Genomic DNA, 23,317 nt, shown 5'->3' with positions numbered 1-23,317 from the left:
TCTCGGCCGGGCTCAGCAGCTGAGCCGACCGTATCGCTGCAGCCGCCGCAGGGCCGCCGCCGAAGCCGGGGCGGTGACGGGCTGCAATGCCCGGACCAGTTCGGCGCGAACGGCGGCGACCTCAAGATGCATGCCGATCGCCACCAGAGCATTCCCGACGGCCCGCGGCGGTGCCTTCGCAATATGGATGGCACTGCCGACCAGATTGACGACATAGGTTCGGGTGGACCGCGCCTGCCGGACCGCCACCATGCCTTTCAGCCGAAAAACGCCAGGTGGAGGCTCCTCGAGCAGGTCAAATAGGGCGTCCGGGTCGACACCACCGGTACTTGTGACGGTGACGGCATCGGCGTGAACGTGGTCGTGGGTTTGCGCGTCGAACAACAACTCCCGAAACGAGAGCTGTCCGACTTCCTCGGGTGAGTCCAACGGGTCGAACAGCAAGGCGGGATCGATCCGGCCACCCGTGGTGCCCACCACCTCGACCCGCGAGTTCCGTTGCGCCACCCGCTCTTTGACGCGTTGCAGCACAACCGGACGCTCATCCTCTGGAATCTGGTCGAGCTTGTTCACCACCACCAGCGATGCCACGCCGTAGCGCACCGGGGGCAGTTCGCTGCGGTCGACGGTGTCAAAGTGGTTGACAGCGTCCACGACATCGACCAGACCGCCGCTTCGGACCCCGGACAACTTGCTGAAGCCGATGATCCGCGCGATCGAGACCGGATCGGCCAGCCCACTGGCCTCGACGATGATGGCGTCGAGGCGACGAGCGGGATCCGCCAGCTTGGCAATCGCGTCGTCCAACCCACCCTCGTCGGGCAGGCAGCAGATGCAGCCTCCAGCGATCGAGGCCGGCTCGTCGATCTGGCCGGCCACCAGCCCAGCGTCGACGTTGAGTTCACCGAAGTCGTTGACCACGACTCCAATTCGGGTACCCGGGCTCCGCAGGAGGTGATTGAGCAAAGTCGTTTTGCCAGCGCCGAGATGCCCAGTGAGCGCGATCACAGGTATCGCAGACAACATCCTCTCCCGACGTCGGCACCAGGTCATGCCAGGCTAGCCGGAGCGCAGGGGCCCCGTTCGTCCTAGCCGTTTTCTTAGGTTTGACTACTAGTGCCGTAGGCTTTGCTGCGATTTGTGAACGCAGACGCGCTCCCCGAAGGCGCTCAACCAACCGAACGGACTTTAAGCAAGTGATCATCGGAATACCACGCGAGTCTCTCCCCGGTGAGACGCGTGTTGCCGCCACGCCGCAGACCGTCGGGCAACTCATCAAGCTCGGCTACTCGGTGGTCGTCGAATCCGAGGCCGGGACCGCCGCGAGCTTCCTGGATGGCGCATACGTCGAGTCAGGTGCCGACATCGGGTCCGCCGAGCAGGCGTGGACCGCCGACATCGTTTTGAAGGTGAACGCCCCGAACGACGACGAGATCGCCGCCCTGCGCGACGGTGCGACCCTGGTCAGCCTCATCTCCCCCGGCCTGCACCCCGAACTTGTCGAGAAACTGGCCGCCCGCAAGATCACCGCGCTGGCCATGGACGCGGTGCCCCGCATCTCGCGGGCCCAGTCGCTGGACGTCCTGTCGTCCATGGCCAACATCGCCGGATACCGCGCGGTGATCGAGGCGGCGCACGCCTTCGGCCGGTTCTTCACCGGCCAGGTGACCGCAGCCGGCAAGGTGCCGCCCGCCAAGGTCCTCGTCGTGGGCGCGGGTGTGGCCGGCCTTTCCGCGATCGGGGCGGCGGGCAGCCTGGGCGCCATCGTGCGTGCCACCGACCCGCGCCCAGAGGTTGCGGATCAAGTCAAATCACTTGGCGGCGAATACATTTCGGTTGACGACAGCGAAACCGAGGTTTCCGCCACCGGATACGCCAAGGAGATGAGCGACGACTACAAGGCACGGGAAGCGCAGCTGTACGCCGAGCAGTGCCAGGACGTCGACATCATCATCACCACCGCTCTGATCCCCGGCAAGCCGGCGCCGCGGATCATCACCGCGGACATGGTCGCCGCGATGACCCCCGGCAGTGTCATCGTCGACATGGCCGCCGCGAACGGCGGCAACGTCGAGGGCACGGTCAAAGACCAGCTCGTCGTCACCGACAACGACGTGACCATCATCGGCTACACCGACCTGGCCGGACGCCTACCCGCCCAGTCCTCCCAGCTGTACGGCACCAACCTGGTCAATCTGCTGAAGCTGATGACTCCGGAGAAGGACGGTCAACTCGTCCTCGACTTCGACGACGTGGTGCAGCGGTCCATGACCGTCGTCCGGGACGGCGAGTCGACGTGGCCCCCGCCGCCCGTACAGGTCTCGGCGGCGCCGGCTGTCGCGGCCGCCGCCACGCCGGTCAAGGAGTCCCACGCCAAGCAGCCGATGTCCAACAAACGACGGCTGACGACCACACTGGTCGCCGCCGCGGTGCTGTTCGGTCTCATCGCGCTCTCACCGGCTGCTCTCCAGGTGCATCTCACGGTGTTCGCGCTGGCCATCGTGATCGGCTACTACGTGATCGGTCATGTCCATCACGCCCTGCACACCCCGCTGATGTCGGTGACCAATGCGATCTCCGGAATCATCGTGCTGGGCGCCCTGCTGCAGATCGGAAAAGAGAACCTCCCGATCACCGTGGTGTCCTGTGCGGCGATCCTGCTGGCCAGCATCAACATCTTCGGCGGCTTCGCGGTGACGCGACGCATGCTGGCCATGTTCTCCCGCAGCTGAGCCTGCGCCCCAATCAAAGGATCGTCCCTTGTTCACGATAGAAACCGCCGCCAAAGCGGCATACGTCGTCGCGGCCCTGCTGTTCATCCTGGCGCTGGCCGGGCTGTCCAAGCACGAAACATCGCGGGCCGGAAACACATTCGGCATCTTCGGGATGGCCGTCGCGCTGGTCGCGACCATCGCGCTGGCCATCAACGGACACATCGAGTCGCTGGGAGTGGCGCTGCTGGTCGGCGCCGTGGCGGTCGGCGCCGCAATCGGCTTGTGGCGCGCCCGGGTGGTCGAAATGACCGGCATGCCCGAGCTGATCGCGCTGCTGCACTCGTTCGTCGGTCTGGCCGCCGTGCTGGTCGGCTGGAACGGTTACCTGTTCGTCGAGCACAATCCCGGCGGCGCCGAGGCTGCCACCCTGCGCGCGGAGGGCCTGGGTGGAATCCACTCGGCCGAGGTCGTCATCGGCGTCTTCATCGGCGCCGTGACCTTCACCGGTTCGATCGTGGCCAACCTCAAGCTCTCGGCACGGATCAAGTCCGCACCGATGATGCTGCCGGGCAAGAACTTCCTCAACGTCGGGGCGCTGGTGCTCTTCGCCGCACTGACGGTGTGGTTCGTGATCAACCCGACGATCTGGCTGCTCGCCGCGGTGACCGCGCTCGCCCTGCTGCTCGGCTGGCATCTGGTCGCCTCCATCGGCGGCGGCGACATGCCCGTCGTGGTCTCGATGCTGAACAGCTACTCGGGGTGGGCCGCGGCCGCATCCGGCTTCCTGCTCAGCAACGACCTGCTGATCATCACCGGTGCTTTGGTTGGGTCCTCCGGTGCGTACCTGTCCTACATCATGTGCAAGGCGATGAACCGCTCGTTCATCTCGGTGATCGCCGGCGGCTTCGGCATCGAGGCGGGCCCGGCCGATGACAAGGACTATGGCGAGCACCGGGAGATCACAGCCGAGGGCGCTGCCGAGATGCTCGGTTCGGCCGATTCGGTGATCATCACCCCGGGGTACGGCATGGCTGTCGCTCAGGCCCAGAACGCCGTCGCGGATCTGACCCGCAAGCTGCGCGCTCGTGGCGTCAACGTCCGGTTCGGCATTCACCCGGTGGCGGGCCGTCTGCCCGGCCACATGAACGTGCTGCTGGCCGAGGCGAAGGTGCCCTACGACATCGTGCTGGAGATGGACGAGATCAACGACGACTTCTCCGACACCGCCGTGGTCCTGGTCATCGGCGCCAACGACACCGTCAACCCGGCGGCCGCCGAAGACCCCGGCAGCCCCATCGCCGGCATGCCGGTTCTCACCGTCTGGGACGCCGACAACGTGATTGTCTTCAAACGATCGATGGCCTCCGGCTACGCCGGCGTGCAGAATCCGCTGTTCTTCCGGGAGAACACCGCGATGCTGTTCGGCGATGCGCGCGACCGCGTGGAGGCGATCCTCGCCGCCCTGTAGCACCGCGGCGGCGTTTCGGCGTTTCGGGCTTTCGGGCTTTCGGCGCCGAGATTGGCCCTGCGGCGCGGTTTGCCGACAAAGCACAACCACCACAGCCATCGCGCAGGAAAGACTGCGTTGGCGCTGCGGCGTCGGCCCATCCGTGTGAGTATTCGATGTGATGACGAACCGGTGCGTCAAAAGCCCCGATGCGGGGCCGAGAACTCGATACGCTTGGCGCACATACCGGTGACTGACGCTTAGGGGGCGACGTGTCGTTTCTAGCCGTGGCTCCTGACTGGGTCACGTCGGCGGCAGCGGACCTGGAGAACATCGGTTCGGCGCTGAGCGCGGCCAATGCGGCCGCAGCCCTGCCGACTACCGGGGTTGCGGCCGCCGCGGCCGACGAGGTCTCGACCGCGATCGCGACGTTGTTCGCCGGGTTCGGTGAGGAATACCAGGCGCTGAACAGCCAGCTAAGCGCGTTCCAGCAGCAGTTCGTGTTGTTGCTGGGTAGTTCGGCCGGGTCGTATGCCTCGGCTGAGGCGACGGCGGCATCCGTGCTGGACCCGGTACTCGGAATCATCAATACCCCTACGCAACTACTCCTGGGCCGACCGCTGATTGGTGACGGGGCGGCCGGTACCGCTGCGTCGCCCAACGGCGGGGCGGGTGGGTTGTTGTGGGGTAACGGGGGCAACGGGTATTCGCAGACCGTTTCTGGGGCCGGCGGAGCGGGCGGTTCGGCCGGCTTTATCGGCAACGGCGGTGCCGGCGGCGCGGGTGCCAACGGTGGAGTCGGCGGGGCAGGCGGCAACGGCGGCTGGTTGTTCGGCAACGCTGGCTGGGGCGGCTCAGGCGGTGCGAACCCCGCGGGTACCGGCGGTAACGGTGGCGCCGGAGGCGTCGCCTATCTGCTGGGCAATGGCGGCTATGGCGGCGCCGGCGGCCTCGGAAATACCGGCTGGCTGGGTTATGGCGGCACCGGCGGCCACGGCGGCATGATCTGGGGCGGTCAGGGCTTCAGCGGCGCTGGCTGGGACGGCAGGACGATCTCCATGCCGACAATCATGACCACCGAACCGGTAATAAACCTCTCGGTCAACGGGGCCACGAGCGGCCCGATTCTCGTCGACACCGGATCCGCCGGCCTGGTCATGCAGATCAAGGACATCGGCGGCCTGCCCGGACTGCTCAAGCTGGGCATCCCGCACGGCATCAACCTCAGCGCCTACAGTGGCGGCCTGACCTACCTCTACGCCACGTACCCCACCTCGGTCGACTTCGGCAACGGCCTTGTTACGGCGCCCACCGCAGTCAACGTCGTCCTGTTCTCGCTTCCTACTTCGCCGTTTGCCATCTCGGCGTACTTCACCGAATTCCTGAAGAACCCGTTTGTCACGCCGTTCGACGCGTACTTCGCGACGGCCGGTGTGGACGGGGTGCTTGGCATAGGCCCGAACGCGGTTGGTCCGGGGCCGAGCATTCCGAACGCGGCACTGCCGGGATCCCTAAACCAGGGCGTGCTCGTCAATATGCCTGCACAGCAATTGCAATTCGGCCCCAATTCGTTGGCGGACCCGACCAATATCACTGTTCCCGGCGGATCCCCCATCACCACCCTGTACATGTCGACCAATGGCGGTGTAACTCGCATTCCAGTGCCGTCGATAATCGACTCCGGCGGCGTGTTCGGAACAATGCCTTCAGCGGTAATTGGCGGCGCATCGAGCCTGCCAGCGGGTACTTACGAGTTCTACACCGCCGAGTCCGGTGGCCAGAAGCTGTACCAGTTCGACTCTACCGATTACCATCCGACGGTCATTTCCTCAGGCCTCATGAACACCGGGTACCTGCCCTTCTCGCAGCGACCTATCTACATTGACTACACCGTGCCCGGCGGAAGTACGGTCTTTATTCCTTAAGTCGCGTCCCACTCAATTGCTCTGCGGCACTGCGATGGCTGTCATCGCCCGCCGCTAAAGTCGCCTCCATGCTGCAGACGATCGCCGTGCGCGGGTACCGCTCGCTGCGCGACATCGTGCTGCCACTGGGCCGGCTGTCCGTCGTCACCGGAGCCAACGGCACCGGCAAGTCGTCGGTGTACCGCGCGCTCCGGCTCTTGGCCGATTGCGGGCGGGGTGAAGTCATCGGATCGCTGGCCCGCGAAGGTGGGCTCGAATCTGTGCTGTGGGCCGGTCCCGAGCAACTCGGCGGCGCCCGCCGCGAAGGCAAAGCCCAGGGCACCGCCCGCACCCGGCCGCTCTCACTCGAACTCGGTTTTGCCGCAGAGGATTTCGGCTATCTCGTCGATCTCGGGATACCGCAGATGGCAGGCTTCCGCTCGGCATTCTCCCGCGACCCGGAAATCAAGCGCGAGGCCATCTTCGCCGGCCCGGTGCTGCGGCGCGCCACCACTCTGGTGCGCCGAACCCGCGACTTCGCCGAAGTCAGCAGCGACTCCGGGTTCGACGAGCTGTGCCGGACACTGCCGCCCTACCGCAGTGTGCTCACCGAATACGCTCACCCGCAAGCTCTTCCAGAGCTCGCGGCGGTGCGCGAACGACTCCGCGGATGGCGGTTCTACGACGGCTTCCGTGTCGATGCCGCCGCGCCGGCCCGGCAACCGCAGGTGGGCACCCGCACTCCGGTGCTCTCCGACGACGGCAGCGACCTGGCCGCGGCGATCCAGACGATCATCGAAGCGGGATTCGACGACTTGAGCCGGATTGTTGCGGACGCGTTCGATGGCGCCACCCTGACCGTGGACGTCAGCAACGGCCTGTTCGATCTGCAACTGCAGCAGCGCGGCATGCTCCGCCCGCTGCGCGCCGCCGAATTATCGGACGGCACACTGCGATTCCTGTTGTGGGCGGCCGCTCTGCTCAGTCCGCAACGACCTTCGCTGATGGTGCTCAACGAGCCGGAGACCTCGCTGCACCCCAGCCTCGTCGGGCCGTTGGCCGCACTGATCCGGGTTGCGGCCGAGCACACCCAGGTTGTCGTGGTGACCCATTCGAATCCGCTGCGAGAGCTCCTTGACGACGCGACGGAGATCGAGCTGTATAAGGATTTCGGCGAGACTCGGATCACCGGACAGAGTTTGCTGACGACGCCACCGTGGGACTGGGGCAAACGCTGACCCATGGTCGCGACCAGCTCGATTTGCGTGCAATGTGTGCAGTTTGTGCAAATATGTGCATATGGCGAATCACATGGGCCTGCGCGAGCGTCGCCGCCGCCAGACCAGCGCGGACATCCGCGGAGCCGCCGTGCGCCTGGCGCAAGCAGGCGGATGGGACAAGGTCACCATCGAAGAAATCTGCGTGCAGGCGGGCATCTCGACCCGCACGTTCTTCAACTACTTCCCCAACAAAGAGGCGGCCATCGCCTACGGCCCCTCCGACCTGCCGGCCGAGTTGGCCGAGGAGTTCGTCGCCGCAGGTCCCGCGCCGTTATCAGTGGTCCTGGCGGATCTGATCACGCTGGCCGCACACCACCTGCGCGACATGCCACCACAGCGCGAGCAGGCCGTGTGCATGCTTGACCTGGCCAAGACCACCCCCGCGGTACTGGCGTCATTCCTCGCCGAGCTGGAGCGCTTCCAAAGCCAGCTGACCGACATCGTCGCCAAACGCCAGTGCCTGCCGTCCGACGACGAAATTCCTGCGCTGATCTCCGCGTTGGCTTTGACGGCCGTGCGTTCGGGCATCGAGCGCTGGTCCAGTGGCGAACCCGGGGACGCCGACGACACGCCGATGCCCTACGTCGAGCGGGCCGCCGCGCTGGTCAACAGCATTTTCACCAAGTGAACGGCGTGACCAGAAACACATAAACTTGCATGATCTGCAAAAAGTGCAGATTATGTATCCATGGTCCGGCGGCGGAACTCGGCGATGCCTCGGTGTATCGAGACATCCGCCCACGTCACGTCGGGCCGTTTCGGGCTGCAAGGGACGCCGTCGAACCGGCTGGTGCTCGAACGTTCTGCAGCGCAACCAAACTCGAATCAGCAGATCGGATCGCCTAGCCGGGAAGGGATCGCGTAGGTGCAGATGGCGAAGTTGGTGCGTAACGCCTGGTTGCCGCTGTTGATCGTGGCCGTGGTGGCGATCGGCGGGTTCACCGTGCACCGGGTCAAGTCGTTTTTCACCGCGGAGAACGCGGACACGTTGACCAGCCCCAAAGTCGACGACTCCAAGCCGTTCAAGCCCAAGGTCGTCAAGTACGAGATCTTCGGGTCCGCGGCCAGCGCCAACGTGAACTACCTGGACCTCAGCGCGGAGCCGCGGCGCCTCGATGACGCGCCGCTGCCCTGGACCCTGGTCCTGAGCACCACCGCCCCGTCAGTGTTTCCCAACATCTCGGCGCAGAGCGACGGCGATTACCTCGGCTGCCGCATCACCGTCGACGACGAAGTCAAGGACGAGAAAATTTCCAACGGCGTGCACGCCCTGACCTCCTGCCTGGTGAAATCAGCATGAGCACGACCCTCGAAGACAGCCGGCCAGACAACGCCGACACTGCGCCCATCCCGAGACACGCTGCGCGTCCTGCGATTCCGCGTTTCCTGCGGAAATTCGCCGTTCCCGTCATCATCGGGTGGATCGCGCTGATCGCGATCCTCAACACGGTGGTGCCGCAACTCGACGAGGTCGGCAAGATGCGCTCGGTCTCGATGAGCCCCGACGACGCACAGTCGGTGATCGCCACCAAGCGTGTCGGTGAGGTGTTCAAGGAATACAAGTCCAACAGCTCGGTGATGATCGTGCTGGAGGGCCAGAACGCGCTGGGTGCTGACGCGCACGCGTACTACGACCAGATCGTCCGCAAGCTCGAGGCCGACAAACAGCATGTCGAGCACGTCCAGGACTTCTGGAGCGACCCGCTCACCGGGGCCGGCGCGCAAAGTAACGACGGCAAAGCCGCCTACGTCCAGGTCTATCTCGTCGGCAACATGGGTGAGACGAAGGCCAACGACTCGGTTGAGGCTGTTCAGCACATCGTCGACAGCGCAAAGCCGCCCAACGGGGTGAAGGCCTACGTCACCGGACCCTCAGCCCTGGAAGCCGACCAGCACCTGGCCGGTGACCGCAGCCTGCAGCTGATCACCATGGCGACGTTCGTCGTGATCATCGCGATGCTGCTGTTGGTTTACCGGTCCATCGTCACGGTGCTGCTCACGCTGGGCATGGTGGTGTTCGAGCTGGCCGCCGCCCGGGGCGTGGTCGCCTTCCTCGGCTACCACGAGATCATCGGCCTCTCCACATTCGCCACAAACCTGTTGGTCACGTTGGCCATTGCGGCCGCGACCGACTACGCCATCTTCCTCATCGGCCGATATCAGGAAGCCCGGGCGGTCGGCGAATCACGAGAAGACGCGTACTACACCATGTTCCACGGCACGGCACACGTCGTGCTCGGTTCGGGAATGACCATCGCCGGCGCCACGTTCTGCCTGCACTTCACCAACCTGCCGTATTTCCAGACCCTCGGCGTGCCGCTGGCCATCGGTATGGTCGTGGTTGTCCTCGCGGCCCTGACGCTCGGACCCGCGGTCATCGCGGTGGCCTCCCGCTTCCGCCAGACGCTGGAACCCAAGCGCGCGCAGCGAATTCGCGGCTGGCGCAAGATCGGTGCCGCCGTGGTGCGGTGGCCCGGACCGATCCTGGTCATGACAATCGGCATCGCGCTGGTCGGCCTGCTCACACTGCCGGGTTACCGGACCAACTACAACGACCGCAACTACCTACCCGCCGACCTCCCGGCCAACGCCGGCTACGCGGCCGCCGACCGGCACTTCTCGAAGGCTCGGATGAATCCCGAGTTGCTGATGATCGAAAGTGACCATGATCTGCGCAACTCGGCCGACTTCCTGGTCATCGACAAGATCGCCAAGGCGATCTTCCGGGTACCGGGAATCAGTCGGGTGCAAGCCATCACCCGGCCCGAGGGCAAGCCGATCGAGCACACGTCGATCCCATTCCAGATCAGCATGCAGGGCGTCTCGCAGCAGATGACGCAGAAGTATCAGGAAGACCAGATCGCCGACATGCTCAAGCAGTCCGACGAGATGCAGACGACCATCAACAGCATGGAGCAGATGCAGAGCATCACCTCGCAGATGGCCGCCGACATGCACGTGATGGTCGGCAAGATGCATGCCATGACGATCGACGTCGCCGAATTACGGGACCACATGGCCGATTTCGAGGACTTCTTCCGGCCTATCCGTAGCTACTTCTACTGGGAGAAGCACTGCTACGACATTCCGGTGTGCTTCTCGTTGCGGTCGGTGTTCGACGCCCTCGACGGCGTCGACACCATGACCGACGACATCCAGAGCCTGATGCCCGTGATGGATCACCTCGACACGCTGATGCCCAAGATGGTGGCGTTGATGCCCGAGATGATCCAGAACATGAAGAACATGAAAACCATGATGCTGACCATGTATTCGACCCAGAAGGGTCTGCTGGAGCAGCAACAGCGGGCACAGCGCGACTCCTCGGCCATGGGCCGGGCTTTCGACGCATCCCGCAACGACGACTCGTTCTACCTGCCGCCGGAGACGTTCGACAACCCAGAGTTCAAGAAGGGTATGAAGAACTTCATCTCCCCCGACGGTCACGCCGTGCGGTTCATCATCAGCCATGACGGCGACCCGATGTCCGCAGAAGGCATTTCGCACATCGACGCGATCAAGAAGGCCACCTACGAGGCGCTCAAAGGCACGCCGATGGAAGGCTCCAAGATCCTCCTCGGTGGGACCGCCGCCACCTTCAAGGACATGCAGGAAGGCAGCAACTACGACCTGCTGATCGCCGGAATCGCCTCCATGTGTTTGATTTTCATCATCATGCTGATCCTCACGCGGAGCGTGGTGGCCTCAGCGGTGATCGTGGGCACCGTATTGCTCTCGCTGGGGGCATCTTTCGGGCTTTCCGTGCTGATCTGGCAACACCTGATCGGCATTGAACTGCACTGGATGGTGCTGGCGATGTCGGTGATCATCCTGCTCGCGGTGGGCGCGGACTACAACCTGCTGCTGGTGTCCCGGTTCAAGGAGGAGATCCATGCCGGCCTGAACACCGGCATCATCCGGGCCATGGGCGGCACCGGGTCGGTCGTCACCTCGGCGGGCTTGGTCTTCGCCTTCACGATGATGACGATGGCGGTCAGCGAACTCATCGTGATCGGGCAGGTCGGCACGACCATCGGTTTGGGTCTGCTGTTCGACACCCTGATCGTCCGATCACTGATGACGCCGTCGATTGCCGCGCTGCTGGGTAAGTGGTTCTGGTGGCCGCAGCGCGTCCGGCAGCGCCCGAAACCGTCTCCCTGGCCGAAACCGAGCGCGGATCAGGCCAAGAACGACGCGTTGACCACGGTCTGACGCCGAGTGGGATGTGGCGACACTTCACCGGCGTGTCGCGTCGTGAGATTCACACTCGACGGGATCGCGTCGCGTCGACAGGTCAGTCGACCACGTCGAATACCGCCGCTGCGGAAGTCACCGCCTTATCCGCATTGCCCTCGTCGTGCAGCAGCATCCGCACCCCGACCCGTCCGGAGCCGCCAAGGTGCGCGGTGCCCTCGACGCGGAACGGGCCAACCTTGCCGCGTGACATGAACATCACATGCCAGCTGACCACCTGCACCCTGCGGGTGCCGACTAGGTCCGCCACCAGGTCGGTTGCGGCGGTTTCCAGGACGACGTGTTGCGGGCCGATGTGCAGCGCGGCATCCGGTGAGGCGTACTCGGCACTCAACGCGGGCAACACCCAGTGCCCGTCGTTTCGCTTGGCAGCCCCGAATGCCGCCCACAACGGTGGTAGGTCGGCCGAATCCTCGATGACCAGCTCGGTACCCGAAACATCCATCCGGTCAAGGCCTTCCGGCGGGATGCCGATGATCGCGCCCTGCCCCTCGTTGAAGGCGATCACCCGTTCCGGGTTGTCGGCATCGACGATCTTGCAGCGCCCGTAACCCATGGTCCGACCCTGGTGGACAATGCCCGAATCCACGATCTCGATCCGGGCGACGTCGTTGCCGGGGTCGACGATCTGCACCGAGGCGATCACCGGGTTGGGCACCGCCACCATGTCGGTCTGACAGCCCTCCGGCGATGCGATGGCGAGCGGGGCAACCATGATGCCGCCGGCCTCGTTGCGCATGTCGCGGCGGATGGTCACCGTGTTGTCGACCTCGCCGAGGTTCATTGCCGAATGGTTGCGTCCGATGTAGCGGTAACTGAGCAGGCCCGTCCAGCGCCGGTACAACTCGTCGCGGTAGGCGTCGGCGTCGCCGGTCAGCTCCCGGATGTCTCGCGGTTGACCACTCACTTGCCGACCTTCTTCGACTGGTTGTGCGCCACGGCATCTCGGACCAGCGCCAGGAACGCGTCATCGTCGATGGTGTCGTCTTCGTGAAAATCGATGGCGGGACGCGCGTTTCCGTCCAGGCTGGCGTTGAACATACCCGTCGGGTCGTGCAGCGCCGCGCCTTTGGCGAAGGTCACCTTGACCGCGTTCTTGTAGGTCCCACCGGTGCAGATCATTCCGTCGTGGTACCAGACCGGTACACCGCGCCATTTCCAGTCTTCGACGACGTCCGGGTCGGCCTGCTTGATCAGCGTCCGGATATGGGCCAGCGTCTCGCCACGCCAGTCATCGGCCACGCCATCCCCCTCAGCATGCGATACAGTTTCAGGCCAGATTGTAACGGCGATAGCGCCAAACGCCCGCGACGAGTTCCAGCTATATGGCGGTTGAGCGGGTCTCCGCTGAGACGCCGACCGACATGACCGACAGCCGGCACCCCTCCGGCCCGGTGCGCCACGCGTGATCGACCCCGGTCACGACAGCGGTGTCGCCGGCTTGCAACGGATGCGGCCCGTCATCAAGGATCAGGTCGACTGAGCCCGACAGCACGAGATCGAGGTCGACGGTGTCGGTGTGGTGCATCGAAAAGGCTACTCCGGGACCGTAATCGATGATCTTCCAGTTGACGGTGCCCGGCGGGACCCCCAGGTCCAGGATGTCGGCGCTGCGGCCCCCAGCGGATAGCGCGGGAGCCGACTCGGTCGCATAGAGCACCGAGAACAGGATCCCCTCGAAACCCGGGAACCCGTTCAGCGTCACCGGACCGTCCTGCGCCGCGCACGACCGACCGACGGCGTCGACTCCGGTGATCAGCAGCCGCCCAGCGGGTGCGGACAACGGACCGTGTGACCCGTCCGGCAGCGATACGAAGTTGCGCGCTGACTCCTCTGTCATGCGCAGAACATTAGAGCAGCGCTGTCAGCGGGCCGCTTGCAGCAGAGCATCAGCGGCGATGCGGCCGAGTTCGTTCGCGGCCAGCGGGCTGTCGCCAGTGATCAGCCTGCGGTCCTGGTGGGTCTTGCCGGTCATGTCGTCGTTGCGGATGGTCAGCCCCTGCCTGCTCAACTCTTCAGCGACGAGCCACGTCAATCGGCCTGGCAGGTAACCCATTTCGATGTTCGCACCGGAATCCAGGGCATCAGGGAAGACGCACACCGAGTAACCCTTGAAGGGCGATTCCTGCTTGTCCCGCGCAGCCGCCAGCAGCGCCGCCGGGCCGTGACACAACGTGACGATGAACCTGTCGTTGCTCAGCGCCCACTCCAGCGCCTCCCCCACGGCTGGGCTGTCGGGCAGGCCGACCATCGCGCCGTGGCCACCCGGGATGAACACGGCGAGATAGTCCGAGTCGGACCCGAGGTCGTTGTCAACGACGTCGGCAAGCTTTCTGGGCTGCTTGAGCTTTGGCTTGAGCGCCTCGTAAGTGGCCAGCACGGCCTCGTCCTCGCGCGGCATCGCCCACCACTCCAACTTCACCGGATAACCGGTGACCGTTGCCACGTCGACCTCGAAACCCGTCTCCATCAGGTGGTGCAGCGGAAGCAATGTCTCGACGGGGTGGTTGCCGGTGGAGAACATCTTGTGGTTCTCCAGCAGGAGATAACGCTCTTCGGCCGCGATCATCAGCACCTTCCACCTGCCCTCGGTGTACGCGCCCGGGTGCGCTACACCGTTGAAGTCGGTCTTGGACTGGGTGTACTGACTCAGCGAATACGGCGAGGGGAAGAACGCGTTGTCCTCGGCTTCGTCGGGCGTGGGGTCTTTACTGAGGTGTTCCGCGTCGGTGGGCATAGATCAGGACACCTCGAGCCGGCACGCACAGGACGCCCGGATCGGCACGTCAGCCCGCGCGGCCGCCAAACCCAGTTGCTGGCCGACGATCATCGCCTCAGCGGTACGGCCGAGCCGTTGCAGACACTCGTGATAGCCGTGCAAACTCCACACGTTGCCCGGATGCTGGCAACACCGCGCCAACGTGGGATCCAGCCCCAGATCGGCCGCGTACACCGCGGCGGCCTCCTCGACGTGGCCCTGCTCGAGCAGCAGCGCACCGTACGCGTGCCGGGTCGGTTGCATCCAGCCCCACGGCTCGTCATACGGCAACCCGTCGTCCAGCCGCACCGCACTCCGCAGGTGCTCGAAGGCTTCGTCGAAACGACCTTCACGATAAGCGATTTCGCCGTCGAGCATGGCTTCGGCAACCCTGAGGATGTCGCGGCTGGTGTTGTTGAACAAATACCGGGATTCGGGGATCCGCGCGTAAGCCTCGGCGAACGCGGCACGCTCGGCATGGGCTCGGGAGAGTTGCCCGGTGGCCGCGAAGGCGACGCCGCGTCCGTAGTGGATGGTTGTAGCCGTGGTGCAATACAAGTGGGGATCACCTGGATGTGATTGTGCGATCAGGTCCTCCCACCGGCCGAATCGGACCAGCACGTGGGTTCGCAACGGTGCGAACGCCTCCAGCCAGTCGGCCATCGGCGGGGACTGGATACTCAGCAACTCAGGTGTCAACTGGCCGGCCAACTCGTCGGCGGCGCGCAACGCGATCTGCGACTGACCCTGAAACATCGCCGAATTCACGATGAAGTGCAGATCGTGCGCGCGATACAGCGAATAGAAGTTCAGCGGGCCTTCACGCTCGACGAAACGTCGATCTGCTTGCACGGCAGCAGTATTGGCATCCACTGAGCTGCGGTAGTCACCGCACAGCACGTCGATGTGGCTCGGCATGTGTTGCAGGTGTCCCGCGTCGGGGACCAGACCACGCAGCAGATCGGCAGCCGGCAGGGCGACTTCGGGAGTCGACGACATCTCCATGGTGTGTAGGTAGAGATGCAAGATGCCCGGGTGCGTACGGCCCTGCGTCTTGGCCAGTGCATTCTCGAGAATCCGCCGGGCTTCCAGGACCCGCGAGCCCTCGGCTGGGGCGCCGGTGGCGGTATCCCACAGCGCCCAGGCCGTGACGTTGACGAGCGCGTCGGCGGCCAGTGCCTGTACGTCGATGTCGTCGGGATGGGCGGCGGCCAGCACCGTCATCGCGTCAGCGTAGGCAAGGCGCCCGGCATCCAGGTCCTCGGACGGGAAGCGGGCCTGTAGAGCGGTGATCAGCCCGCGTTCGACGGCGCCGGCCCGGCCCTGAGTGGCGATCGCCAGTTCCTCGCGGGCACGGGACAACGACGACTCCAGCTCAACCGGATCGAACGCCTCCCAAGCCTTGTTGTAGTTGGGCCCAACCGAATAGGCGATGCCCCACCGCGCCATGGCCAGATCGGGATCGTGCTCCAACGCGCGCTCGAAGCAACGCACCGCTTCTTCGTGGTTGAACGCATAGGCCCACACCATGCCGCGGTCGAACCAGATTTGGGCTTGCGGGGCAACGGTCTCCACCCGGCGGTGGTAGCTGCCCAGGTCGAAGTACGGCGGCTCGGCGGTCACGGAATGGTGAGGGCGATCTTGCCGACGTGTTCACCGGCCCGCATCACCCGCAGCGCGTCGTCCAACTTCTCCCACCCGAAGACATGACTGATGTGCGGTTTGATCCCATTCCCTGCGATCACGTCGCACACTTCCCGGTGCGTGCGCACATTGCCGACGGTGATCCCGATGATGCGCAGGTTGTTCAGCATCACCTCGGCGACAGCGATGGGCGTCAGGTCGAATCCGCTGAGCACCCCGATCACCGCGACGGTGCCGGCCATCCGCGTCGAATGCAGCGACTGCGCCAACGTGGCGGGTCCACCGAGCTCGACGACCAGGTGGGCGCCGCGCCCGTCGGTGAGCTTTTTCACCTCCGCATCCCACCCCGGGGTGGTGCGGTAGTTGATGAGATGGGTTGCGCCCAACTCAGATCCGATCTTGAGCTTGTCGTCGGACGATGACGTCAGGATGGTGGTGGCACCCAATGCGTGAGCCAGTTGCACCGCGAACAGCGACACGCCACCGGTGCCCTGCGTCACCACCACGTCACCCGCACCGATGTTGGCCTCTTTGAGGGCGGCCCATGCCGTCACCGCGGCGCACGGAATCGTTGCGGCTTCGATGTCGCTGAGGTGCTCGGGCGTCGGCACCACCCCGGTGGCATTGGCGACGCGGTATTGCTGCAACCACCCGTCGCAGCTGTCGCCCGGTAAGTCGCGCTTGTTCTCCGGGGTAGGCGGGCCGTCCTGCCAGTCCGGGTTGAAGGCGCCCATCACCCGCTGTCCGAGGCGCAGATCTTCGACGCCGGCGCCGAGGGCGACCACCTCGCCCGCTCCGTCGCTCATCGGCACCCGTGGCCAGGGCCCGGGCAGCAGACCCATCAGGTTGACGTTGTCGTGGAAGTTCAGGCTCGAAGCGTTCACCTTGACCAGCACTTGTCCCGGGCCGGGTTCGGGAACGGGCCGTTCCACGGCCACCGGCGCGATGCCGGGTCCGTTCATCACCATCGCCTGCTGACGATCAGGAATGCTCATGGCCGACTACCTCCTCGTGGATTCGGTTCCACCACCGATCCGCTCGATGATTATCCGCCGCGCGGCACGGCCCTCCGGCGTGGGAGTCAGGGGGAACACATGCAGCAGTCCCGGCTCCTCGTAATACTCGATGGCGACGCCCGCGGCTGCGGCCTTTTCGGCCAGCAGTCGCGCGTCGGGGTTCAAAATGTCTCGGGTGCCGCTGAATACGGTCAACGGGCCCAGTCCGGTCAGGTCGGCCGCAAGCGGGCTGACCCGCGGATCATCGACCGGCAGGTCACCGCGCCAGCGGTCGGCGAAGAATTGCACCGCGTCGCGCCCTAACCACGGGTCAGTCGGCTCGACCGAGGCGATGGCCGGATTGCTCAGCGACAGGTCCAGCGCGGGTGAGATCAGCACCGTGCCGGGCAGGACCACGCCATGCTCGTCGCGCAGCAACAGCGTGGCCGACAGAGCGATCTGCCCGCCGGCCGAGTCGCCTGCCAGATAGACATCGGCATGCTGAGTCGCCATCTCGACCACAGCCGGTACGACGTCGGCGGCGGTGGCGGACGGCAGCAGCGGGTAAATCGGAACGATCACCGTAGCGCGTGCCTGGTGAGCGATCTGCGCCGCCAATTGCCAGTGCCGACTGGTGATCTCGTTCACCCAGCCACCGCCATGCAGATAAATCACGGTGAGCTCGGGCCTCGACGCGGGCGGTGTCAAGGTGTAGATCGGCCAACTCGATCCATGCTGCAAGGTGATCGTCACCTTGGGCCGCAACCGCGGCGGCGGACCGAATGGCTGTGGGTGAGCGGCGCGCTGTTGCATATGCGCGCGGGCAGCGTCCGCGCTGGCGTACGGCCGATGCCGTCCGGTCAGGCGAAGCAGTGCGGGCATGGCCCGGCTTCTCCAGCTGGTCATTGGTCAACCCCCAGCTGGGGCAGCGGTTCCCACTCGCGCGCCACCGACGCGGTCCAGTGCGGCGGTCGGCGTTGCAGAAAAGCCTCGACGCCCTCGCGGGCATCCGCCCCGCCCATCACCCGGTGATGCAGCTGCGTCTCCAAGTCGGCGACCTGGCGCGGGGTATAGCCCCTGCCCATGGCATCCCAGAGCAGTCGCTTGCTCAGGGCTGCCGACATGGGTGCCACGTTGCGGGCGATGTCACGCGCGATCGTCATCGCGTGGTCCAGCACCTGCGGTCCGGGTAACGCACGGGAGGCCACCCCGAGAGCGACCGCCTCGTGCCCGTCGAAAGTGCGGCCGGTCAGCAGCAACTCCGCCGCAACGGCTCCGCCCACCAGATGCGGCAACGTCCAATGCGACATGCAGTCTCCGATAACACCCCTCCGCACTTGTGCCACAGCGTATTTGGCGTCTTCGGCCACGATCCGGATGTCGGTCTGCAGCGCGATGGTCAGTCCGATTCCGATGGCGTGCCCATTAACGGCCGCGATCACCGGGGTGCGGAGTTCGAATGCCGCGGGATCGGTCGGCGAGGCGGTGAAGGCATCACCCGACGGTGAGTCGAAAGGACTTGCCGGCGCGGAGAAGTCGGCCCCCACACAGAACGCTTCCCCGGCACCGGTGAGCACGATCGCCCGCACGTCGTCATCGTCGTCGCAGGCGCGGTAGGCCTGGTTGAGTAACGCGCCGAGCTGCGCGGTGTAGGCGTTGCGCCGCGCCGGCCGGTTGAGGGTGAGCAGTGCGACACCATCGGCGATAGCGACGGTGAGATCGGCTCCCATCCCAGCGAACTTACCGGGTTGATCAGCGACCATTTCGCAGGCACTATCGTGGGCGCATGAGAGAGCAGCCGCAATGAGTGTCCACACTTTGGACACCGACTACCTCGTCATCGGTGCAGGCGCCATGGGCATGGCGTTCACCGACACCGTCATCACCGAATCTCAGGCCCGGGTCGTCATCGTCGACCGGGCGCACCAACCGGGTGGACACTGGACCACCGCATACCCGTTCGTCCGCCTGCACCAGCCTTCGGCGTACTACGGCGTGAATTCGAGGGCTCTCGGCAACAACACCATCGATGTGGTGGGCTGGAATCAGGGTTTGAACGAACTGGCCCCGGTCGGCGAGGTGTGCGCCTATTTCGACGCCGTGATGCAGCAACAGTTCCTGCCCACGGGCCGCGTCGAGTACTTCCCGATGTCGGAGTATCTCGGGGACGGGCGCTTTCGCACCCTGGCCGGCGCTGAGTACGACGTCAACGTCCGGCGACGAGTCGTCGACGCCACCTATCTGCGCGCCATCGTGCCGTCGATGCGGCCGGCACCCTATGCCGTCGCCCCTGGCATCGACTGCATTCCCCCGAACGACCTGCCCAAGTTCGGCGCGCGGGACCGGTACGTGATCGTCGGCGCAGGCAAGACCGGCATGGATGTGTGCTTGTGGCTATTGCGACAAGGCGTCGATGCCGGCCGCCTCACCTGGATCAAACCGCGGGACTCCTGGCTGATGGACCGGGTGACGCTGCAACCCGGCCCCAGTTTCATCAAACGGTTCCGCGACAACTATGGCGCGACCCTCGAAGCGATCGAGGCCGCCACGTCGATCGACGACCTGTTCGACCGCTTGGAAGCGGGTGGCGCGTTGCTTCGCCTGGACCCTTCGGTCCGGCCCCGGATGTATCGCTGCGCGACGGTGTCACAGCCCGAGTTCGAGCAGCTGCGCCGCATCGAGGATGTGGTCAGGCTGGGTCACGTCCAACGCCTCGAGCCCACCACGATCGTGCTGGACGAAGGGTCCGTCGCGTCCGAGCCGTCGGCCCTCTACATCGACTGCACCGCCGACGGTGCACCCGAACGCCCCGCTACGCCGGTCTTCGACGGCGGCCAACTCACCCTGCAGGCCGTGCGCGGCTGCCAGCAGGTGTTCAGCGCCGCGTTCATCGCCCACGTGGAGTTCGCCTACGACGGAGACACACTGAAAAACGAGCTCTGTCAACCGATTCCGCACCCCGACCGCGATATCGACTGGCTGCGCCTGACCCACTCGGACCTCCGCAATTTCGCGCGGTGGCTCGATGACCCAGACCTGACAGATTGGCTGAGTTCAGCGCGGTTGAATCTGCTGGCCGAGCTGCTGCCGCCGTTGTCGCACAAGCCGCGGGTACGCGATCGGGTCGTGTCGATGTTCCAGAAGAAGCTGGACGCGGCCAGCGAGCAGCTGGAAAAGCTGCTCAGTGAAGCATGAGAAGGAGAACCCGTGCCTCACAATCCTGAGGTCGATGCACCGCTTGTCGATGTTCCCGATCAGGGCTATGTCTACCAAACCGGTTGGCGGCTGGCCACATCCGATATCGACGAACACCGCAGACTGCGTCTGGACGGCGTCGCGCGGTATATCCAGGAAGTGGGAGCTGAGCACCTCGCCGACGCCGGGCTCGCCGAGGTACATCCGCATTGGATCGTGTTGCGCACGGTGATCGACGTGTTGGAACCGATCGAGATTCCCAGCGAGATCACCTTCCGCCGCTGGTGTGCCGGGTTGTCCAGCAGGTGGTGCGACATGCGGGTGCAGCTCAGGGGTGACCGGGGCGGTCGCATCGAGACCCAGGGCTTCTGGATCTGCATGAACAAGGACACCTTGACCCCGTCGCGGCTCACCGACTACTGCGTCGAACGCTTCGGCAGTACCACCGACAATCACCGGCTCAAGTGGCGACCATGGGTCACCGAGCACGTCCAGACCGGTACCGACACCCCTTTTCCCCTGCGGCGCACCGACATCGATCTCTTCGAGCACGTCAACAACACCATCTACTGGCATGGCGTGCACGAAATACTGGCTCAATTCCCTGAATTGGAGCACAACCCGTATCGGGCTGTACTGGAATACCGCAGCCCGATCAAATACGGCGAACCGCTGACCATCCGGTCCGAACGCAACGGCGACGCGGTGCGCCTGGATTTCACCGTCGGCGAGGACGTGCGCGCCGCTGCCCTGGTGCGCAAGATTTAGTCGCGGTCAATCCATTGCAACTGCGCCGCGCTGTGGTGGTCACCGGCCGCCGGCGTCAGACCGTCGAGCCTGACCATTTGCTCGGCGGACAACTCGACCGTATCGGCTCCGGCGTTCTCCTCAAGGCGCGCAACGCGCTTGGTCCCGGGGATGGGAACGATGTCTGGCCCTTTCGCCAACAGCCAGGCCAACGCAACCTGCGCCGGCGTGGCGCCCACGTCAGCGGCGATGTCGCGCAGTTCGTCGGCACTGCGCAGGTTGTGCTCGAAATTCTCGGCGACGAATCGAGGGTTCGTCCTGCGGAAGTCGGTGTCGGGGATCCCGTCGGTGGAACGTATCGCACCGGTGAGGAAGCCGCGCCCCAGCGGCGAGTAGGCCACGAACCCGATGCCCAGTTCGCGAAGTGCCGGCAGCACACTCTGTTCGGGATCCCGGGTCCATAGGGAGTATTCGGATTGCACAGCGGTGACGGGATGCACGGCGTGAGCGCGTCGGATGGTCTGCGGACCGACCTCCGAGAGACCGATGTGCCGGATTTTGCCGGCCTGCACCAACTCTGAGAGAGCCCCGACCGTGTCTTCGATCGGGGTGTCGCGGTCCAGGCGATGCTGGTAATACAGGTCGATGTAATCGGTTTGCAGCCGTTGCAGTGAACCCTCAAGCGCGGTAACGACATTGGCGGGACTACTGTCGAGGCCGTTACGGCCGGTGTGCGAGATCATGCCGAACTTGCTCGCCAGCACTACCCTGTCGCGGCGGCCGCGTAACGCGCGGGCCAGCAGCTCCTCGTTCAGGTAGGGGCCATACACCTCGGCGGTGTCGATCAAGGTCACACCGAGATCGAGGGCGCGGTGAACAGTGCGGATCGACTCGGCGTCGTCGCTGCCGGCGCCGGCGTACGCCGCGGACATCCCCATCGCGCCCAGTCCGAGTCGTCCGACGGGCAGGTTGGCCAGTCTGGCTTGTCTCATAGGGTCATTGTGCTAGGGCCGGGTACCCTCGCGCTGATGGACCACCGGGACACCGCTCGACCGGCACGCAATGTCGCAGTCGACTTCTTGCGGGCATCAGGGGTGATCCTGATCGTGCTGGGGCATTGGCTGGCGTCATCGGTGACCTACCACGACGGCCGGTTCGGCCGCCAGAACCCGCTTGTCGACCAGCCCTGGACGCAATGGTTGACGTGGGGTTTCCAAGCCGTCCCGACGTTCTTCATGGTGGCCGGGTATGCCACCGCGGTGTCGTGGGGACATCGAAGCGGCCACGACGGCTTCTCGCGCGAAAGCTGGCTGCGGCACCGGCTGGCCCGAGTCCTGGGTCCGACGGCGGTGTACGTCGCGGCGATTCTGGCGGTGGTGGCTGTCCTGCGCATCACCGGCATGGCCGGTTCCGTGGTGCAGTACGCGGGCTGGGCGGTGGCCATGCAGTTGTGGTTTCTCGCGGTCTACGTCGTGGTGGTGTCGTCGACGCCCATCGCGCTTGCCGCGCAACGCCGTTGGGGCCTCTGGGCGCCCGCAGCGCTGGCCGTCGGGGCAGTGCTCGTCGACATCGCCGCGGTGGTCTATCACGTGCCGCACGTCGGTCTCGTGAACTACCTGCTGTGCTGGGGTGCGTTCTATCAACTCGGGATCGCCTGGCAGTCCGGTCAGCTGGCCGGCCCCAAGCCTGTCGCGCTGGCGGCGAGTGCGGGAACTGTGCTGGCGTTGTTGGTCGGCTGGGGGCATTACCCGGTGAGCATGATCGGCGTTCCCGGCCAGCAGGTGCAGAACACTACGCCGCCGACGGTGGCGCTGCTGGCGTTCGGATGCACGCAGATAGGCATCGCCACCGCGCTGGTTCCAGCACTCAACCGAGCGCTCCGGCCCCAGCGACTGCAGCGTGTGGTGTCGATCGTCAACGACAACGTGATGGCTCTGTATCTGTGGCACATGGTGCCTGTCGTGCTGGTGGCCGTCGTCGGCTACCCGACGGGGCTGTTTCCGCAGCCGCCCGAAGGGACCGCGGACTGGTGGCTCTTCCGACTCGAGTGGATTGCCATTCTGGTTGTTGTCACGGCCGTTGAGATCGGGCTTTTGTTCTGGGGGCGAAGGTTTTTCGCTGCTGCGCTGCCCACCTTGACCGTGCCGATGCCGCAGCGCTGGAGCACACCGTTGCTGCTGGCCGGAGCGGCGATGACGACCTATGCGCTGGCGTGTTTCGCCGCGGACGGCTTCGCACCCGACGGGCGGTTCCCCTGGTTTCGAGCACTGCTGTTCGCCGCGGGAGCGGTGCTGGTCTCCGTTAGGGCCAGAAGACCTTCAAATCGGTGACTTATGGCTCATTCGCGGACGTCGTCGGCTCCCTAACCTGCGAGTCGAA

The 23,317-nt window shown here is 65.2% G+C and carries 20 protein-coding genes; 10 read left to right on the top strand and 10 right to left on the bottom strand.

Annotated elements, in window-relative coordinates; genetic code table 11:
- Nucleotides 1–12 precede the first annotated feature (12 nt).
- Nucleotides 13–1,023, bottom strand: a complete 1,011-nt coding sequence (locus AWC08_RS21320; RefSeq protein ID WP_069432714.1) for a CobW family GTP-binding protein — start codon at nucleotides 1,021–1,023, stop codon at nucleotides 13–15.
- A 173-nt stretch (nucleotides 1,024–1,196) separates the two neighbouring features.
- On the opposite strand from AWC08_RS21320, the gene AWC08_RS21315 reads away from it, so the two are divergent.
- The 7 genes from AWC08_RS21315 to AWC08_RS21285 all read left to right on the top strand — a co-directional run bounded on the left by AWC08_RS21315 (nucleotide 1,197) and on the right by AWC08_RS21285 (nucleotide 11,557).
- Nucleotides 1,197–2,732: a Re/Si-specific NAD(P)(+) transhydrogenase subunit alpha gene (locus tag AWC08_RS21315; RefSeq protein ID WP_069432667.1), complete on the top strand. Its 1,536-nt coding sequence runs from the start codon at nucleotides 1,197–1,199 to the stop codon at nucleotides 2,730–2,732.
- Nucleotides 2,733–2,760: 28 nt separating this feature from the next.
- Nucleotides 2,761–4,182 (top strand): Re/Si-specific NAD(P)(+) transhydrogenase subunit beta, encoded by a 1,422-nt coding sequence (pntB, locus tag AWC08_RS21310; protein WP_065137469.1) that lies wholly within the window; start codon nucleotides 2,761–2,763, stop codon nucleotides 4,180–4,182.
- A gap of 251 nt (nucleotides 4,183–4,433) precedes the next feature.
- Nucleotides 4,434–6,086, top strand: coding sequence for a PecA family PE domain-processing aspartic protease (locus tag AWC08_RS21305; protein WP_069432668.1), 1,653 nt, complete (start codon nucleotides 4,434–4,436; stop codon nucleotides 6,084–6,086).
- Nucleotides 6,087–6,154: 68 nt separating this feature from the next.
- Nucleotides 6,155–7,303 carry an AAA family ATPase gene (locus AWC08_RS21300; protein ID WP_069432669.1) on the top strand — a complete coding sequence of 383 codons (1,149 nt, stop codon included), beginning with the start codon at nucleotides 6,155–6,157 and terminating at the stop codon, nucleotides 7,301–7,303.
- A 61-nt stretch (nucleotides 7,304–7,364) separates the two neighbouring features.
- Nucleotides 7,365–7,973: a TetR family transcriptional regulator gene (locus AWC08_RS21295; protein WP_069432670.1), complete on the top strand. Its 609-nt coding sequence runs from the start codon at nucleotides 7,365–7,367 to the stop codon at nucleotides 7,971–7,973.
- A gap of 243 nt (nucleotides 7,974–8,216) precedes the next feature.
- A complete protein-coding gene (locus tag AWC08_RS21290; RefSeq protein ID WP_065137292.1) occupies nucleotides 8,217–8,645 on the top strand; it encodes an MmpS family transport accessory protein in 429 nt (142 codons plus the stop codon).
- Complete coding sequence (locus AWC08_RS21285; RefSeq protein ID WP_069432671.1) at nucleotides 8,642–11,557, top strand: MMPL/RND family transporter; 2,916 nt, start codon at nucleotides 8,642–8,644, stop codon at nucleotides 11,555–11,557. Before AWC08_RS21290 ends, AWC08_RS21285 begins: the two co-directional genes overlap by 4 nt.
- 82 nt (nucleotides 11,558–11,639) lie before the next feature.
- On the opposite strand, the gene AWC08_RS21280 is transcribed toward AWC08_RS21285, so the two are convergent.
- Genes AWC08_RS21280 through AWC08_RS21245 form a run of 8 tightly spaced genes read right to left on the bottom strand, consistent with a single transcriptional unit; the run spans nucleotide 11,640 to nucleotide 18,726 of the window.
- A complete protein-coding gene (locus tag AWC08_RS21280) occupies nucleotides 11,640–12,506 on the bottom strand; it encodes a hypothetical protein (protein ID WP_069432672.1) in 867 nt (288 codons plus the stop codon).
- A complete protein-coding gene (locus AWC08_RS21275) occupies nucleotides 12,503–12,892 on the bottom strand; it encodes a DUF1801 domain-containing protein (protein WP_069432673.1) in 390 nt (129 codons plus the stop codon). Before AWC08_RS21275 ends, AWC08_RS21280 begins: the two co-directional genes overlap by 4 nt.
- 28 nt (nucleotides 12,893–12,920) lie before the next feature.
- The gene (locus tag AWC08_RS21270; RefSeq protein WP_232007725.1) at nucleotides 12,921–13,439 is read right to left on the bottom strand and encodes a cupin domain-containing protein; all 519 of its coding nucleotides are present in this window, start codon (nucleotides 13,437–13,439) and stop codon (nucleotides 12,921–12,923) included.
- A 24-nt stretch (nucleotides 13,440–13,463) separates the two neighbouring features.
- A complete protein-coding gene (gene hchA, locus AWC08_RS21265; protein ID WP_069432674.1) occupies nucleotides 13,464–14,336 on the bottom strand; it encodes a glyoxalase III HchA in 873 nt (290 codons plus the stop codon).
- 3 nt (nucleotides 14,337–14,339) lie between these two features.
- On the bottom strand, nucleotides 14,340–15,980 hold the full coding sequence (locus AWC08_RS21260; RefSeq protein WP_069432675.1) for a tetratricopeptide repeat protein: 1,641 nt from the start codon (nucleotides 15,978–15,980) through the stop codon (nucleotides 14,340–14,342).
- Nucleotides 15,977–16,996, bottom strand: a complete 1,020-nt coding sequence (locus AWC08_RS21255; protein WP_083270985.1) for a zinc-dependent alcohol dehydrogenase family protein — start codon at nucleotides 16,994–16,996, stop codon at nucleotides 15,977–15,979. The genes AWC08_RS21260 and AWC08_RS21255 overlap by 4 nt, the downstream gene beginning before the upstream one ends.
- 6 nt (nucleotides 16,997–17,002) lie before the next feature.
- A complete protein-coding gene (locus AWC08_RS21250; protein ID WP_232007726.1) occupies nucleotides 17,003–17,878 on the bottom strand; it encodes an alpha/beta hydrolase fold domain-containing protein in 876 nt (291 codons plus the stop codon).
- Between the two features lie 20 nt (nucleotides 17,879–17,898).
- Nucleotides 17,899–18,726, bottom strand: coding sequence for an enoyl-CoA hydratase/isomerase family protein (locus AWC08_RS21245; RefSeq protein ID WP_065137299.1), 828 nt, complete (start codon nucleotides 18,724–18,726; stop codon nucleotides 17,899–17,901).
- Nucleotides 18,727–18,799: 73 nt separating this feature from the next.
- On the opposite strand from AWC08_RS21245, the gene AWC08_RS21240 reads away from it, so the two are divergent.
- A complete protein-coding gene (locus AWC08_RS21240; protein ID WP_069432677.1) occupies nucleotides 18,800–20,191 on the top strand; it encodes an NAD(P)-binding protein in 1,392 nt (463 codons plus the stop codon).
- A gap of 12 nt (nucleotides 20,192–20,203) precedes the next feature.
- Entirely contained in the window at nucleotides 20,204–20,959 is a 756-nt protein-coding gene (locus AWC08_RS21235; protein ID WP_069432678.1) for an acyl-[acyl-carrier-protein] thioesterase, read from the top strand.
- On the opposite strand, the gene AWC08_RS21230 is transcribed toward AWC08_RS21235, so the two are convergent.
- Nucleotides 20,956–21,930, bottom strand: coding sequence for an aldo/keto reductase (locus AWC08_RS21230; protein WP_069432679.1), 975 nt, complete (start codon nucleotides 21,928–21,930; stop codon nucleotides 20,956–20,958). The genes AWC08_RS21235 and AWC08_RS21230 overlap by 4 nt on opposite strands.
- Before the next feature lie 36 nt (nucleotides 21,931–21,966).
- Between AWC08_RS21230 and AWC08_RS21225 the strand changes: the two genes are divergently transcribed.
- Nucleotides 21,967–23,268, top strand: coding sequence for an acyltransferase family protein (locus AWC08_RS21225; RefSeq protein WP_069432680.1), 1,302 nt, complete (start codon nucleotides 21,967–21,969; stop codon nucleotides 23,266–23,268).
- Nucleotides 23,269–23,317: the final 49 nt, after the last annotated feature.

The sequence above is a fragment of the Mycobacterium gordonae genome (assembly GCF_002101675.1).
In the GTDB taxonomy this organism is placed as follows: domain Bacteria; phylum Actinomycetota; class Actinomycetes; order Mycobacteriales; family Mycobacteriaceae; genus Mycobacterium; species Mycobacterium gordonae.
Note: the sequence above shows the minus strand (reverse complement) of the source record. Positions and strands in the feature narration are given on the sequence as shown.